We start from the raw sequence: 14842 nt of genomic DNA on the forward strand, positions 1-14842 counted from the left end.
GGCAGATACAGCAGGAGGTACGAATGGGCGGCACGGACGTCAACCTGGCCGAGTTGATCGGTTCCCGGATCTGTCACGATCTGATCAGCCCTATAGGTGCGATCACCAACGGGCTGGAACTGCTTGAGATGGTTGGCAGCGTGCAAGGTCCTGAGATGGAGTTGATTTCCGGCAGCGTCGGCAGCGCCGGTGCCAGAATTCGCTTTTTCCGCGTGGCGTTCGGCGCTGCGGGCGACCAGCCGCTTGGACGAACCGAAATTGCAGATCTGTTACGGGATATCGAACGCGCCGGCCGCGTACGGATCAATTGGACCCTGGGCGAACCCGTACCCCGCAATCAGGTGAAACTCACCTTTCTGGCATTGATGTGCTGCGAAAGTGCAATGCCTATGGGAGGCGAGGTCGAGATTTCCCTGCATGACGGGAAATGGACCGTAGCCGGGAACGCGGACAAACTGAATATCGACTGTGATCTGTGGAAACACGTCGCGACCGGTCGTTTTCCCGGCAAGATAACACCAGCTCAGGTGCAGTTTGCCTTGCTGCATGAAACCTCGGCGGCTATGGGGCGGCGGATTGCGGTTGAAACTGCCGCAACCCGCGTGGTTTTGCGCTTTTAGGTTCGGGTCGTCCCGTTCCCGCGCACAAGATACTTGAAGCTGGTCAATTGCGCTGCCCCCACCGGGCCGCGTGCATGCATCTTGCCGGTGGCAATCCCGATCTCAGCGCCCATTCCGAATTCCCCGCCGTCGGCAAACTGAGTTGAGGCATTGTGCATCAGAATGGCACTGTCCAACCGCTCGAAGAAACGCGCGGCGGCATTGGCGTCCTCGGTCATGATGCAATCGGTATGGTCTGAGCCATTGGCTCGGATATGCGCGATGGCCGCGTCGATGTCGGCAACCGGTTTTGCCGCAATAATACTGTCGAGGAACTCCTTGCCCCAATCCTCATTGGTCGCGGCGATTGTGCCTTCGATGGCCAGATCGCCCTCGGCATGGACTTCGACGCCGGCCGCCATCAAGGCGGATACAACGTCGCGTCCCAGTGTCTTCGCAACGTCCTCGTGAACAAGAAGACATTCCGCAGCGCCACAAATGCCGGTGCGTCGCGTCTTGGCGTTCAGGACCACATCCAGCGTTTTTTGGGGATCGGCAGCCTTGTCCACGTAGATGTGAACGATGCCTTCGAGATGCGCAAAAACAGGCACACGTGCTTCGCGTTGCACCAGCCCGACAAGACCCTTGCCGCCGCGGGGGACGATGACATCCACGTAATCGGTCATGGTTAACAGTTCCTGAACCGCAGCCCGATCCCGGGTCGGGATCAACTGTATCGCGTCCTCGGGCAGGTTGGCGGCTTTAAGACCCTCAACAAGGCAGGAGTGGATCGCTGTCGACGAGTGAAAGCTCTCGGAACCGCCCCGAAGAATCACGGCATTGCCGGATTTCAGGCAAAGTGCACCGGCATCGGCGGTTACGTTTGGCCGGCTTTCATAGATCACACCGATCACGCCAAGCGGTGTGCGCACACGCTGAATATTCAGACCCGACGCCATATCCCATTCAGACAGAACTTCGCCCACGGGATCTGCCTGTTCAGCGACGGCGCGCAAACCGTCGACCATGCCGCGGACACGGTCCTCATCCAGCATCAGGCGGTCCATCATAGCGGCGCTCAGGCCCTTTTCGCGACCAAACTCCAGGTCTTTCCGGTTGGCCTCAATGATTGGCGCGCGGTTTTCCCAAACCGCGTCGGCGGCTGCAATCAGCGCAGCGTGTTTACGTTCGGCGCTGGCAAACCCAAGCGCGTTCGACGCTTCCTTGGCGCGTTTTCCGAGATCGGCCATCAGGGCGGGAATGGTGTCGAAATCCTTCATGTCATGTGCCTTTCAGGTCCGAGTGTTCTGCGTGTCTGGGAACGTCATCATAGTGCCAGATCGTCACGATGGATCAGGGCGGCCCTGCCCGGGTAACCGAGTGTCGCCTCGATTTCCGAAGATTTGCGCCCCTTTATCGCATCGGCTTCCTGCGCAGTGTAGCGGCTTAGGCCCTGCGCCAGACGCCGCGCCACGGGATCCAGAATCGCTACGGGATCGCCACGCCCGAAATCACCGGTTACTTCGATAACACCTGCTGGCAGCAGGCTTTTGCCGTTGGCCAGCGCACGCGCTGCCCCCTCATCCACCTTGATCTCTCCGCGCGGCTTCATCGCCGAAATCCAGCGTTTGCGCGCGGCGTGCGGATCCAAAGTCGCCGTGAACCATGTGCAATTTGCACCGTTCTCGAGCGTTTTCAGCGGGTTCAGCGGGGAACCTTCAGTAATCGCCATATCGCAGCCGGCGGCGATCGCCATCTTGCCAGCCAACAGTTTCGTCTTCATACCGCCCTTTGACAACCCGGAACCCGCATCGCCTGCCATGGCCTCAATCTCGGGCGTGATCTGTTCGATCACGTCATAGCGGGTCGCCTTCGGGTCGTCGTTGGGATTTCCGGTGTAGAACCCGTCAACGTCGGACAACAGGATCAACTGGTCGGCCCCAACCGTCACGGCAATCTGCGCGGCCAGACGGTCATTGTCGCCATAGCGAATTTCATCCGTTGCAACGGTATCGTTTTCATTGACGATCGGGACCACGCCCAGGCTCAACAGCGTCTCAAGCGTCGCCCGCGAATTCAGGTAACGGCGCCGGTTTGCGCTGTCTTCCAGCGTTACCAGAACCTGAGCGGTTTTGATGTCATGAGGCGCAAGAACCTCTTCATACGCGCGGGCCAGCCGAATCTGACCGACAGCAGCAGCGGCCTGCGACTGCTCTAACGGCAAGTTGGCCATAGGCAGGCCCAACACGCCACGCCCCAGAGCGATTGAGCCCGAGGACACCAGAATGACATCCGTGCCCTGATTCTTGAGCCAGACCACATCTTCGGCCAGAGAGCGTAGCCACTCGGATCGAAGCAGGCCCGTCTCGCGGTCCACCAGCAACGCGGACCCGATTTTGACAACCAAACGTTTTGCAGTGGTCAGGGTTGCCAAGCTTGTGCCTCCTCGTTGGGCTTTTGGCGCAGGCGGTCTTCGTCGATCTGCGTTCTAAGGGCGCGGAGCACCTCGGTCACACCCAGATGCGCGACGCCCGACATGGTCATGACGGGGCCGCCAACCGCCTCTTCCAGTTCGGCCTTGACCATTTCTGTTTCGTCGACATCCAGCGCGTCGACCTTGTTCAGCACGGTGATGCGCGGCTTTTCCGCCAGTTCGCCACCATACGCCTGAAGTTCGTGAATGATGGTGCGATAGTCCTCGGCCACAGTTTCCGAAGTTCCGTCAACCAGATGCAGCAGAACCGCGCACCGTTCGACATGGCCCAGAAAGCGGTCGCCAATCCCGCGCCCTTCATGGGCACCTTCGATCAGGCCAGGAATATCGGCCACGACGAATTCCACATTGTCGACGCCCACGACCCCCAGGTTCGGGTGCAGTGTCGTGAAGGGATAGTCGGCGATCTTTGGGCGCGCGTTCGACGTTGCCGCCAGAAAGGTCGACTTTCCGGCGTTGGGCATACCAAGCAGCCCCACATCGGCGATCAGTTTCAGCCGCAACCAGATCGTGCGGTCGATACCCGCCTGCCCCGGGTTGGCCCGTCGTGGCGCCTGGTTTGTGGCCGATTTGAAGTGCAGGTTGCCAAAGCCACCATTGCCGCCCTTGGCCAACAGTACGCGCTGGCCAACCTCGGTCAGGTCGCAGATGACCGTTTCCTCATCTTCGTCCAGAATCTCGGTACCGACGGGCACGCGCAAAACGATGTCGTCGCCATCTTTGCCGGTGCGCTGCTGCCCGCGTCCGGGCTGGCCGTTTTTGGCAAAGAAATGCTGCTGATAGCGAAAATCGATCAGGGTGTTGAGCCCGTCCACGACCTCGGCCCAGACAGACCCGCCTTTACCGCCGTCTCCGCCATCGGGACCGCCGTATTCAATGTACTTTTCGCGCCGAAAGCTGACGCACCCGCCACCGCCGGCCCCGGACCGGATGTAGACCTTTGCAAGATCGAGAAATTTCATGACTGTCCCCTACTGCAAAGGCCCCATCGGCCACAAGTCAGAGTTTTTTGCTGTATGTCCAGGTGGGCACATTCGCGTCGCGCGCCACCGAATAGCTTTCCGCATCACCCAGATACTGGAACCCGCAATGTGTCAGCACCCGGGCCGAAGCCGGATTGTCCTGAAACACGCTGGCGAACATGGTGGCGTTCTCAAGCGGGTTGGCATTGACCAGGGCCTCGACGGCCTGAGAGGCAATGCCAGTGTTCCAATACAGGGGCGCGACCCAATATCCGACCTCGGACTGATTGCGATCCAGCCGCATCAGTGAGATCACACCGATCAGCTCAGGACCGCCGTCCTTGGTGGCGTCCATGGCCCAGACATCCTCGTCGCGGTCGTCAGCCATTGAGCGGGTCACAAATGCCTCAACCGAGCCGGGCGGCAACGGGTGCGGGATCGACGTCGTCATGCGCGCCACGCGTTTTTCGCCTGCATAATACTCGATGAGACCCATATCCGACCTGCGCAGCGGGCGCAGATCGAACCGCTCGGTTTCAATGACCGGCTGATTGATTATAGTCTCAAGCTTCATGAGTTCGTTCCTCCTCCGAACAACACAAAAAATACGGACGCAACTGTCAAACTCGCCAACGTCCACATCAGATATTTTTCCACCGGGCGACCTTCAACCGCATGGGCAATTCTATCTCCGGCAAATGTCCAAATCGGGTGCAAAATCACCTGGCAGGACAATAAGCAGAGAGCGATCGTGAGCGTCGCGTCAAAACTCGACGTTCCGGCTGCAACAAAACCGGTAAACCCGGCGACGATCATCGCCCAGGCCTTGGGATTCAGCGGGTGAACAATCAGCCCCGCCCAGAACCCCGGAGCCGCTTCACGAGTAGAACCACGCGACAGACGCAAGTTCGCAATTTTCCACGCAAGCCAGCAAATATAGGCCGCTGAAGCGTATTTCAGGACTGAAAACACCAGGGGCGCCTGTTCAGCCAATTGCAGCAGTCCAAAACCCACGGGCCAAATGATCAGTTGTTTGCCCAAGATGACGCCGGCCACAAACGGCAACGCCGCCCGAAAGCCATAACGCGCACCGGTTCCGAGCAGGACCATGTTGGCCGGTCCCGGCGTACCGACCTGACTGGCGGCAAAGATCAAGAAACTGGTGGTGGCGACTGTCATCGGTTCTTGTGATCACGACTGCGTTAAAACGAAAAAGGGACCGGCATTTTCTGCCGGTCCCCCATGAATTTTTTATTAAACCTTCTGGGTTTCGGCTTACTCTGCGGCCTCCGCCACTGGCAGGACCGAAATAAAGGTGCGGTTCTTGAGGCCCTTGTGGAACTTCACGGCGCCATCGACAGTTGCAAAGATGGTGTGATCTTTGCCCATGCCTACGCCTTCGCCCGGCCAGAACTTGGTGCCGCGCTGACGCACGATGATGTTGCCTGCAATGGCGGCCTGACCACCATAGAGTTTCACGCCAAGGCGACGACCTGCTGAGTCGCGACCGTTACGGGAGGAACCGCCAGCTTTTTTATGTGCCATTCTCTCTCTCCTTAGCCTTTGGCCAGATCTTTGGCCTGCTCAACCCATTCGGGTTTCACTTTGACCGTTTCGATAGCAGCAATCTGCTCGTCCGACAAGGCGGCCAGAGCGGCAAAGCTCTCGATACCGGCCTCGGCCAGCTTTTTGGCAGCGGCAGGACCAACACCGTTCAGCTGGGTCAGATCGTCAGCGGCGGCAGCCGCAGCGGGTGCCTCTGCTTTGGCTTCAGCTTTCTTGGCAGGCTTTTTTGCCGCCGGAGCAGCTTCACCAGCCGGAACGGAACCGGTTGCAGCTTTGATGCCCGACTTGTCAGCGCCCGACGCCAGGATGTCGGTGATTTTGACCAGAGTCAGTTTCTGACGGTGGCCAACAGTACGCTTCGAGCTGTGCTTACGACGGCGTTTGACGAACTTGATGACCTTGTCGCCTTTGACCTGTTCGATCACTTCGGCCTGAACGCCTGCGCCTTCGATGAACGGTGCGCCGACAACCGGAGCGTCGCCGCCCAGCATCAGAACATCGTTGAATTGAACTTTTTCACCTGCGTCGGCAGCCAGTTTTTCAACGCGGAGCACGTCGCCCGCCTGAACTTTGTACTGCTTGCCGCCAGTCTTGAGGACCGCAAACATGCGTCTTTCCTTTTCCATACCGCGTTCTGTGGTCCCCTTGTGGGCGTTTTGGCCGAAGCCACCTCGAACAGCGCGCCCTTTTCGGGCTGTGTGACGACCTAGGGCAAAACCCTGAGGTCAAATAATAACGAGACCCGGCGCGGAGATTCCGGCCGGGATGCGCGCTTATCCATAGATTGCCCGAGAAAGTCAACACCAATGCGGTGCTAAAGATCGGATGCCCTCATCGAGTGCGCAACCGCCCTGCCCAGTTGATACGAAATCTCGTCAAACATCTGGTCAAAGCCTGTAAACAGCGCCTTGTTCAGGGCTCGGCCTGTGTCTGTACGGGAAAAGGCGATGTTCTCTCGCATTTGCGCCTCGGTCAGGGGTTGATAGGCCAGAAGAAGGAAGGAATACAGCCAAACGGTAGCGTCCTCAGTCCTTTCCGTTGTCTGCGCCAATAGCTGGGCCCAGAGTTCGGCGTCATCCTTGCTTTCTTCCAGATCAAGGCCGCGAAAGAAAAAGAAATCAGCGCTGAGAGAGTTCTGAACATTCTGATTGATCAGGTCGTTGACCTGAATGTACTCATCCACCAGTTTGAAGAACTTGTCGTCGCGGGGCTCATTTTCATACGCGTGCCGGGCCATCTCCTCGATCGTTTCGTCCGAGATTGCATCCCGCGCCGAGTTTTCCAGTGACACCACAGTTTTGCCGACAGCGCTTTCGAAAAACAGAATAGCCTGATCCATCTGAACGCTGGTCAGATTCTCGGTCAAGGCCGAGGTTATCTGGGACTGCATCCAGACGGTGTCGTAAATATCCTCGACTTGCGCTTCCAGGAATGAGCCGCCCTTTTGGTCCAGATGGGTTTCATCCAGTTCCTGCCGGTGCGCCTGACCTTCCTTCCGAAGGATCTCCATGATTTGGCTCAGCTGCAATGCCTCGGCAAGTTGATCCACCTTTTCGGATGCAGCGACCGTTCCGCATGCAAACAGTCCAATAAGTAATACTATAACAAGACGCATCAGATATCCTGAGCTGGATGCAATTCTGCCATCCGGGCCGCCAGAATTTCGAATTTCATGGCCATGATTTCGTATTGGATTGCATTCAGCAGCTCATAAACTTCCTGCATTTGCGGATGCTCCAGAGCTTTTGTGTAGGCTTCGACATCCTCGTCCGAGAAGTCCTGATAAGTATATGCGGCGCCTGCCAGAGCCGACAATTGCATCGCCTGACGCATCCCACTTTCGTTACGGCGCAGCATTTCCCGCAATTCATCGGCGCTGAACTGCAAGTCGATAACTCCAGACGCGCTGGCCGCCAAAAGAAAGCGCAATTGCACTTCCTGCAGCGCACGAAGGGCGGTTCCACCTGAATCGACGGCACGATTCATGCGCTTCAGGGTTTCGACCCTGTGCGAGCCGTCTTTGACAAGCTCTGAAATGATCTCCTGCCCCTGTTTTTGTTTGTCGTCCTCGTCTTCGTACAGATGAGAGACATTTTCAGCCTCGACAAGCCGTTGGCCGAGGTCCGACGCATAAAACTCTACGGCGTGGTTCAGCGAGTCGTCGCTCAACGTCTGTTCAAGGATTGATACGGCGATTTCGTGCATATCCTTGAGGTCAAAAACTTCTTCCGCCAGGCGCGTCCAGTCCGAGCCGAACCCCTCAGGATCGATACCAAGCATTTTGGGGGCTGACGCCGACGTCAGAGCAATACTTTCCAGCGCAACATCAAACCCGGTCGTTGTCAGGAATGCCTCAATCCGGTCCCTGCTGGCAGCAGAAGACGATTGCGCCATAGCTGCCACCGCAATCAACGGCATAAGCACGGACAGAAGGAAGTTTCGAACAAGCTTGATCATGAGTAAGAGCCTAGGTGATTTAAAATGACAGGCAATGGAAAATCAGTCCAATTCGAAATTCGGGAATTTTCCACTTGCACCCCTGCGCGTTCCTCACTAAATCCCCCCCTCACAGACCCCCGCGGAGAGGTGCCGGAGTGGTCGAACGGGGCGGTCTCGAAAACCGTTGTGGGTGCAAGCCCACCCAGGGTTCGAATCCCTGTCTCTCCGCCATACTCCCCTCATGTATTGTTTGAGCCGACTTCGGAGGTTGGTGTATCGGCGTGTTGTGGCTTTTGTCGCGTTAACATTCGCCTGTACGCGGTTGAAAGAAGACAAAATCACTGCCTGAAAAACATGAGAGTGTTTCTTTCTAAACAGCCCGACGTCAATCACCGGATCGGTCTATTTCAAAGAAGCAACGCCTAATAACAATGCGGCGGCACATTCTTGCCGCTGTTGCACGGTCGGATCAGCGTGCTGTGGCCCAAGATCCGAATTTGCAAAGAAATCCAGAGATTTCCCCCTTTGCCCAAGGGTAGATTTGACCCATCTCGACCGAGTAGATTTGAAGGAGACACTCATGTCGCGCACTCTAATTATCGGAATCGCCATCGCCGCCATTGGCGCAGGCGCCTATTACATCCTGAACCAACCCGAGCCGACTCCGGCAGAACAATTGCAATCGGCCGCCGAGGATGCAGCCGACGCGGCCAGCGAAGCTGCATCCGCCGCGCAGGATGCCGCCAACGAAGCGCTGCAGAACGCAACGGAGCAGGCCAGTGAAGCCGCCTCCTCCATCTCGGATCAGGCGGCAGAGCTTGCCGAGCAGGCCGGACAGACCGCAACAGACCTGGCCGATCAGGCCGGCGAGCAAGTCGCATCGCTGAGCAGCGAAGGCCAAGAGTTGCTTTCGTCCTGGATCGAAGAAGGCGCATTGACCCTGCAGAACTTTGACTATGACAAGATGGTTGCAGCGGTTCAGGAAAGCACTCTGACACAAGATGTCAAGACACAGGCGATCAAGATTCTGGATGAAATCAAGGCTTCGCCGGAAACGATTGCTTTGAAAATTCAGGAACTGCAGCAGCTGTTCACGCAGCAATAAATCTGATGGGGCCGGTTTCCGGACCGGCCCCCGTCTTGCATTATCCAACAATGCACTTGTTCGCATTTGCCCAAGGCCCTCTGCGGAGAATGAGCGCTGGAAAAATGAAATTTCAGAAAGGCTTATCTCGGGAAGTTTTGCCGTCAACCTACTGCGGCCGCGAAAAAAGAGTGACGAAACGGTGATTATCGCGCCATAGTAATCTCAAGCTGCGGCGTCCTTTGAACGACCGGGCACCAATGATGCCGGACATACCGGACGTGGGAGGTGATTTTGGACAACGCGCAGTTGCTGGTCAGCGGGTTGGCAAACGGATGTGTCTACGGTCTGATCGCGCTTGGCTTTGTGCTGATCTACAAAGCAACAGAGGCCGTGAATTTCGCACAGGGCGATTTCATGATGCTTGGGGCGTTCGTGACCATCGGCCTGACGAATACCGAATATATGGGACTGCCTTTCTGGCTTGCTCTGCCAATTTCCTTCACGGTGATGGGCGCTTTGGGCTATCTGCTCGAGCGTCTGATTATCCGACGCCTGTTTGGCGAAAGTCAGACTGCCGTTGTAATCCTGACAATTGCTCTGGGCTTTGTCATCCGGTTCGCCGCCGGTTTGATCTGGGGGCACGAGCCGCAAACTCTGCAAAACCCGTTGGCGGGCAAGGACGTCCGGTTCGGCGGACTGGTTCTGGGGATGGAAGACGTGGCCGTCATTGGCGTCACTTTTGTTCTGACCTGGGGTCTTTACGCGTTTTTCAACAGAACAAAGCTCGGGCTGGCGATGCAGGGCGCTTCGCAGAACCAACTGGCGGCTTATTACATGGGCATCCCGGTGCGGCGCGTTCAGGGCTTTGTATGGGCACTGGCAGGTGTTGTCGCAGCTATTGCGGGTGTTCTGTTCGCCGCCAAGGGGTCGGTCGACCCGACAACAGGACTGCTTGGTATCAAGGCCTTCGCGGCTGCGGTTATCGGCGGCTTCGGAAGCTTGCCCGGTGCTTTGGCGGGTGGGTTGATTGTTGGGGTGATAGAACCGTTTGCAAGCCGTTACATCGCGGCGGGTTACAGCCAGATCGCCCCTTATGCCTTGCTTCTGGCCGTGCTGGTTTTCCGACCCAACGGATTGTTCAGCCAAGTACGTATCAAGAAGGTCTGATCATGCGGGTTGTTTTCAAAACAAGTTACTTCCAGGACATCAGACCGTGGAAGGACGGGTACCAGTTGGGAATGTACCTGGCCTTGCTTGCCATAGCCGCCGCCGCACCCTGGTGGCTGGACGATTTCTACCTTGGTGAACTGACAAACGTTCTGATCTGGGCGGTCGCAGGACTGGGATTGATGCTGCTGACTGGCCACACCGGACAGGTCAGTCTGGGGCACGCTGCCTTTCTGGCCGTTGGATGTTACGCCAATGTCATTCTGATCGAGGCTGGAATTCCCTTTGTGGTCGCGTTTCCACTGGCCGGGGTTCTGACCGGCATCGCCGGAGTGACTGTTGCCATCCCTGCCCTGCGGTTGCATGGGATTTACTTGGCGATCTTCACGATGGCATTGTCCATTCTCATGGACGACATAATCGTGCTGGCCGAACCCATTACCGGAGGTGTCTCGGGTAAGTATTTGGGCGGGGTCGAGATTTTCGGACATCTGGTGGATCGCTGGGCGACGCCGTCCTGGTTCTACTGGGTGGTTCTGTCAATTTCGGTTGTTGTCACATTGGGCTATATCAACCTTCTGCGCTCGCCTTTGGGGCGCAGTTTTATCGCCGTACGGGATTCCGAGGTTTCCGCACAGGCCATGGGCGTGGATATCGCCCGAACCAAAATGATCTCGTTCGCCTTGTCCTGCATGGTCACGGGCTGGGCTGGCGCGCTGATGGGCATGTTTGCCGGCGCGTTCAACAACGAGACTTTCAGTGTCCTGATTTCGATTCAGTTGCTGATGATGATCGTGATCGGCGGGCTTGGATCAATCCACGGCGCCTTTCTGGGCGCAATTGTCATTGGTTTCCTGCCGCAATTTCTTTCCATTTCAAAGGAATACGTCGGGACCTTGATCGGCGGGAACACGGTCGCCATTCCGGGACTGGAGTTTGGTATTTTCGGAATGATCCTGATCGGGTTCATTCTATTTGAGCCGATGGGCATTTACGGCCGCTGGCTGAAAATACGCACATGGTTTGAGTTGTTTCCCTTCTACCGAAAAGATATGTTCAAAAGGCAGAAATCCTATCTCAGAACGGAGCGTCTGAGATGAGTTTTCTGAACTTCGAAAACGTCACCCTCAAGTTTGGCGGACTGACGGCCGTAAATGACTTGTCGTTTTCAGTTGAAAAGGGTGAGGTTTTCGCAATCGTTGGTCCGAATGGTGCGGGAAAATCTACCGTTTTCAACCTGATATCCCGGTTTTATGATCCAGTTTCCGGGGCCATCACATTCGACGGACATGATCTGCTGAGGGTTAAACCCTCTGGCGTTGCCGATTTTGGTGTTGCGCGCACATTCCAGAATATCGAGCTGTTCGAGCATGCCACGGTCCTGCAAAACCTGCTGGTCGGGCGGCATCGGCATCGTAAAGCTAATTTACTCTCTCAGGTTCTGTTCACACCGTCCGCAAAAAGACAGGAGATTGAAAACCGTGAGAAGGTTGAAGAGATCATTGAATTCCTCGACCTGCAGGCCTTTCGCGACAAGATTATATCGGGCCTGCCCTACGGTGTCCGCAAAGTCGTCGAGGTAGCGCGCGCATTGGCCACCGAACCCGGCCTTTTGATGCTGGACGAGCCGGCATCGGGTCTTTCCGTTGAAGAGACAACTGACATGCGATGGTGGATCGACGATATCAGGCGGCAAATGGGTATCACTGTGCTGATGGTGGAACATGATATGGGGTTGGTGTCCGGCGTGTCAGATCGGGTTCTGGCCATGGCGGACGGTGCCCGGCTGGCCCTGGGAACACCGGCAGAAGTTCAGTCGCATCCGGCCGTTATCGAAGCGTACCTGGGGAAGGCTTCATGAACGAACCGATCCTGACCATCCGCAATGTCGAAAGCTTCTATGGCGCGATCATGGCCATTCGCGGTGTATCTTTGGAGGTACACGAGGGCCAGATCGTTTCCATCCTGGGCGCGAATGGTGCTGGCAAAACGACACTGATGAAAACGATCTCGGGTGTAATGGACCCGGAAAAGGGGCGGATCAGGTTTGAAGGACACGATATTCAGGGGGCCGAGCCGCACATCGTTGTTCGGAAAGGAATTGTGCACGTCCCTGAAGGGCGCGAAGTTTTTCCGTTGCTGACAGTGGACGAGAATCTGAGCCTTGGGGCCTATACTTCGACCGACAGGACACGTGTCGAACAGGACCGGGAACTGGTTTTTTCCTATTTCCCGATCCTGAAAGAAAGGCGGCATCAGGAGGCCGGGACGCTTTCGGGGGGGCAACAGCAAATGCTGGCAATTGGGCGCGGGCTGATGGCGAACCCGAAGATCATGCTGTTGGATGAGCCGTCGCTGGGGCTATCACCCATTTTGGTGCAGGAGATTTTTGGCATCCTGAAACGTCTGAACAAAGAACAGAACATGACAATGATGCTGGTTGAACAGAACGCAAACGCAGCGCTGGAACTGGCACATTATGGATACGTGATGGAAGTCGGCCGCATCGTCATGGACGGGCCTGCCGGCGATCTGATGAAATCCGACGATGTCCGGAACTTCTATCTGGGCGTGCAAGAGGACGGTGCGCGCGAAAACCGCCGGTGGAAACGCAGAAAGACGTGGAGGTAGGCGATGAATATCAGCCCCCTGCCCCCACAGACGACGATCAACGGTGTTCAGTACAATGCAATGCCAGGTCAGCGCCCGGTTTGCGTGGATGGCTGCATCACCATCGGTCAGTTGTTCCGAAAGCGCTGTTTGGAACTGGGCAGCCGGACGGCGCACCGCGAAAAGGATTATGGTATCTGGAAGTCCTACTCGTGGAATGACTACTGGAAGCATGCCGAATGGATCGGGCTTGGACTGCGGAAACTCGGCCTGCAACGGGGCGAGGTCGTTTCCATCCTTTCCGAGGACCGCAAAGAATGGGCCTGGTTCGACATGGGCATTCAGGCCGTCGGTGGGATCGCCTCGGGGGTTTATACAACTGACTCGGCCAAGCAGCTGAACTATTTGATAAATGACAGCGGCAGCCGGTTTCTGATTGTTGAAAACGAAGAGCATCTGGACAAGTATCTCGAGATACAAGGCGACGTCCCCGATCTTTTGAAGGTCATCATCCTTGAGGACGAAGGCCTGCACGACCTGGATCATCCACATTGCCTGATGGTCGATGACCTTTATGAGATCGGGAGACAGGCCGCTGTAGAAGAACCGGATCGGTTTTTGGCAGAAATTGCCAAAGCCTCACCTCCGGATACGGCATTGCTGGTCTACACGTCCGGCACCACCGGAATGCCGAAAGGCGCAATGCTGAGTCACGAGAACATTCTGGCCGCCATTGAAGCCGGAGCGCATTCGATGCCGACCATGGCCAGTGACGAACAGCTTTGTTTCCTGCCTCTGTGTCACATTCTGGAACGGGATGTATCGGTATTCTTCCCTCTGGCCGCGAAGTGCACGGTGAACTTCGCGGAAAGTCCGGAGACGGTTTTTGCCAACCTGCAGGAAGTTTCACCCACAACCTTCACGGCGGTTCCGCGGGTATGGGAGAAGATCTTCTCACACGTTCAGATCATGGCACAGGAGGCTACGCCGATAGGACGCGCAGCCTATGGAATGGCCCTGAAGGCCGGCTACCGCCGCGCTGAATACCTGCTTTCCGACAGGCATGTTCCAATGGGCGTTTCCGCGCGCTTCTGGCTTTGGGACAGGCTGGTGTTGCGAAATCTCAGGCGCATGCTGGGGCTGGATCGAATTCGGCGCGGTGGCACAGGGGCAGCGCCGATCTCGCAAGAGCTGCTGAAATGGTACTGGGCCATCGGTGTGCCGTTGATCGAAGGGTTCGGCATGACGGAAACAGCCGGACTGGCGTCTATCAACACGCTTACAGACAACAAGATCGGTTCTATCGGCAAGGCTGTTGCGAACAACGACATCCGGATTTCGGACGAAGGTGAAATTCAGATCAAAGGGTTGAACATCTTCCAGGGTTACTGGCGCAACAACGCGAAAACGGCCGAGACATTTACGGCCGACGGTTGGCTCAAAACAGGCGATATGGGCCGCATCGACGAAGATGGCTTTGTGTCCATCACGGGACGCCTGAAAGACATCATCATCACAGCTGGCGGCAAGAACGTCACCCCGGCCGAAATTGAAAGCCGCCTTAAGTTCAGCCACTATATCTCGGACGCGGTCATCATCGGGGATCAGCGCAAGTATCTGACCGCCCTGATCATGATTGATCAGGAAAACGTAGAAAAATACGCGCAAGGCCGGAAAATCCCGTTTTCAAGCTTTGCGTCCCTGTGTGCAGCCCCCGAAATAAGGGATCTGATCGGCGCTGAAGTATCGTCGGTCAACGACGACTTAGCCCGCGTTGAACAGATCAAGGACTTTCGCCTCATCGACGTTCTGCTAACTGCCGATGATGACGAACTGACCGCCACGATGAAGCTTAAACGGAGTTTTGTTGAAAAGAAGTACGCACATCTCATTGAAAATATGTACGAATAGACACGGT

General features: G+C 56.5%; 16 protein-coding genes and 1 tRNA gene. 8 read left to right on the plus strand and 9 right to left on the minus strand.

Annotated features, from left to right (window positions below; genetic code table 11):
• Positions 1–23: 23 nt before the first annotated feature.
• Complete coding sequence (locus ACR0JW_RS02005) at positions 24–620, plus strand: histidine phosphotransferase family protein (protein WP_480713534.1); 597 nt, start codon at positions 24–26, stop codon at positions 618–620.
• Here ACR0JW_RS02005 and ACR0JW_RS02010 read toward each other — a convergent pair.
• The 9 genes from ACR0JW_RS02010 to ACR0JW_RS02050 all read right to left on the minus strand — a co-directional run bounded on the left by ACR0JW_RS02010 (position 617) and on the right by ACR0JW_RS02050 (position 8078).
• The gene (locus ACR0JW_RS02010; protein ID WP_480713535.1) at positions 617–1879 is read right to left on the minus strand and encodes a glutamate-5-semialdehyde dehydrogenase; all 1263 of its coding nucleotides are present in this window, start codon (positions 1877–1879) and stop codon (positions 617–619) included. The genes ACR0JW_RS02005 and ACR0JW_RS02010 overlap by 4 nt on opposite strands.
• Positions 1880–1926: 47 nt before the next feature.
• Entirely contained in the window at positions 1927–3033 is a 1107-nt protein-coding gene (gene proB / locus ACR0JW_RS02015; RefSeq protein ID WP_170615045.1) for a glutamate 5-kinase, read from the minus strand.
• Entirely contained in the window at positions 3021–4055 is a 1035-nt protein-coding gene (obgE, locus tag ACR0JW_RS02020; RefSeq protein ID WP_170677089.1) for a GTPase ObgE, read from the minus strand. The genes proB and obgE overlap by 13 nt, the downstream gene beginning before the upstream one ends.
• Positions 4056–4092: 37 nt before the next feature.
• A complete protein-coding gene (locus ACR0JW_RS02025) occupies positions 4093–4629 on the minus strand; it encodes a GNAT family N-acetyltransferase (RefSeq protein ID WP_170615047.1) in 537 nt (178 codons plus the stop codon).
• A complete protein-coding gene (locus ACR0JW_RS02030; protein ID WP_170677087.1) occupies positions 4626–5234 on the minus strand; it encodes a LysE family translocator in 609 nt (202 codons plus the stop codon). Before ACR0JW_RS02030 ends, ACR0JW_RS02025 begins: the two co-directional genes overlap by 4 nt.
• A gap of 96 nt (positions 5235–5330) precedes the next feature.
• Positions 5331–5600, minus strand: a complete 270-nt coding sequence (gene rpmA, locus ACR0JW_RS02035; RefSeq protein ID WP_010440093.1) for a 50S ribosomal protein L27 — start codon at positions 5598–5600, stop codon at positions 5331–5333.
• Between the two features lie 11 nt (positions 5601–5611).
• Positions 5612–6229: a 50S ribosomal protein L21 gene (locus tag ACR0JW_RS02040; protein ID WP_170677703.1), complete on the minus strand. Its 618-nt coding sequence runs from the start codon at positions 6227–6229 to the stop codon at positions 5612–5614.
• Positions 6230–6435: 206 nt separating this feature from the next.
• Positions 6436–7236: a DUF2059 domain-containing protein gene (locus ACR0JW_RS02045; RefSeq protein ID WP_170677084.1), complete on the minus strand. Its 801-nt coding sequence runs from the start codon at positions 7234–7236 to the stop codon at positions 6436–6438.
• Positions 7236–8078, minus strand: coding sequence for a DUF2059 domain-containing protein (locus tag ACR0JW_RS02050; protein ID WP_480713536.1), 843 nt, complete (start codon positions 8076–8078; stop codon positions 7236–7238). Before ACR0JW_RS02050 ends, ACR0JW_RS02045 begins: the two co-directional genes overlap by 1 nt.
• A gap of 123 nt (positions 8079–8201) precedes the next feature.
• Here ACR0JW_RS02050 and ACR0JW_RS02055 point away from each other — a divergent pair.
• The 7 genes from ACR0JW_RS02055 to ACR0JW_RS02085 all read left to right on the plus strand — a co-directional run bounded on the left by ACR0JW_RS02055 (position 8202) and on the right by ACR0JW_RS02085 (position 14835).
• Positions 8202–8291: transfer RNA gene (locus ACR0JW_RS02055), tRNA-Ser, on the plus strand.
• A 349-nt stretch (positions 8292–8640) separates the two neighbouring features.
• Positions 8641–9165, plus strand: coding sequence for a hypothetical protein (locus tag ACR0JW_RS02060; RefSeq protein WP_170677080.1), 525 nt, complete (start codon positions 8641–8643; stop codon positions 9163–9165).
• Between the two features lie 273 nt (positions 9166–9438).
• A complete protein-coding gene (locus ACR0JW_RS02065) occupies positions 9439–10314 on the plus strand; it encodes a branched-chain amino acid ABC transporter permease (protein WP_170677078.1) in 876 nt (291 codons plus the stop codon).
• Positions 10315–10316: 2 nt separating this feature from the next.
• Entirely contained in the window at positions 10317–11414 is a 1098-nt protein-coding gene (locus ACR0JW_RS02070; RefSeq protein ID WP_480713537.1) for a branched-chain amino acid ABC transporter permease, read from the plus strand.
• The gene (locus tag ACR0JW_RS02075; protein ID WP_480713538.1) at positions 11411–12175 is read left to right on the plus strand and encodes an ABC transporter ATP-binding protein; all 765 of its coding nucleotides are present in this window, start codon (positions 11411–11413) and stop codon (positions 12173–12175) included. Before ACR0JW_RS02070 ends, ACR0JW_RS02075 begins: the two co-directional genes overlap by 4 nt.
• On the plus strand, positions 12172–12945 hold the full coding sequence (locus tag ACR0JW_RS02080) for an ABC transporter ATP-binding protein (protein WP_170677072.1): 774 nt from the start codon (positions 12172–12174) through the stop codon (positions 12943–12945). Before ACR0JW_RS02075 ends, ACR0JW_RS02080 begins: the two co-directional genes overlap by 4 nt.
• 3 nt (positions 12946–12948) lie before the next feature.
• Positions 12949–14835, plus strand: coding sequence for an AMP-dependent synthetase/ligase (locus tag ACR0JW_RS02085; protein WP_480713539.1), 1887 nt, complete (start codon positions 12949–12951; stop codon positions 14833–14835).
• The last annotated feature ends 7 nt before the right edge of the window (positions 14836–14842 follow it).

The organism is Ruegeria sp. BG6 (assembly GCF_056538465.1).

Bases quoted from the DNA above. Each gene is read 5' to 3' on its own strand.
- ACR0JW_RS02045 (WP_170677084.1), bottom strand. From the start codon at position 7,236: ATGCGTCTTGTTATAGTATTACTTATTGGACTGTTTGCATGCGGAACG.
- ACR0JW_RS02050 (WP_480713536.1), bottom strand. From the start codon at position 8,078: ATGATCAAGCTTGTTCGAAACTTCCTTCTGTCCGTGCTTATGCCGTTG.
- ACR0JW_RS02040 (WP_170677703.1), bottom strand. From the start codon at position 6,229: ATGTTTGCGGTCCTCAAGACTGGCGGCAAGCAGTACAAAGTTCAGGCG.
- ACR0JW_RS02070 (WP_480713537.1), top strand. From the start codon at position 10,317: ATGCGGGTTGTTTTCAAAACAAGTTACTTCCAGGACATCAGACCGTGG.
- ACR0JW_RS02085 (WP_480713539.1), top strand. From the start codon at position 12,949: ATGAATATCAGCCCCCTGCCCCCACAGACGACGATCAACGGTGTTCAG.
- obgE (WP_170677089.1), bottom strand. From the start codon at position 4,055: ATGAAATTTCTCGATCTTGCAAAGGTCTACATCCGGTCCGGGGCCGGC.
- ACR0JW_RS02030 (WP_170677087.1), bottom strand. From the start codon at position 5,234: ATGACAGTCGCCACCACCAGTTTCTTGATCTTTGCCGCCAGTCAGGTC.
- ACR0JW_RS02010 (WP_480713535.1), bottom strand. From the start codon at position 1,879: ATGAAGGATTTCGACACCATTCCCGCCCTGATGGCCGATCTCGGAAAA.
- rpmA (WP_010440093.1), bottom strand. From the start codon at position 5,600: ATGGCACATAAAAAAGCTGGCGGTTCCTCCCGTAACGGTCGCGACTCA.
- ACR0JW_RS02025 (WP_170615047.1), bottom strand. From the start codon at position 4,629: ATGAAGCTTGAGACTATAATCAATCAGCCGGTCATTGAAACCGAGCGG.
- ACR0JW_RS02005 (WP_480713534.1), top strand. From the start codon at position 24: ATGGGCGGCACGGACGTCAACCTGGCCGAGTTGATCGGTTCCCGGATC.
- ACR0JW_RS02075 (WP_480713538.1), top strand. From the start codon at position 11,411: ATGAGTTTTCTGAACTTCGAAAACGTCACCCTCAAGTTTGGCGGACTG.
- ACR0JW_RS02080 (WP_170677072.1), top strand. From the start codon at position 12,172: ATGAACGAACCGATCCTGACCATCCGCAATGTCGAAAGCTTCTATGGC.
- ACR0JW_RS02060 (WP_170677080.1), top strand. From the start codon at position 8,641: ATGTCGCGCACTCTAATTATCGGAATCGCCATCGCCGCCATTGGCGCA.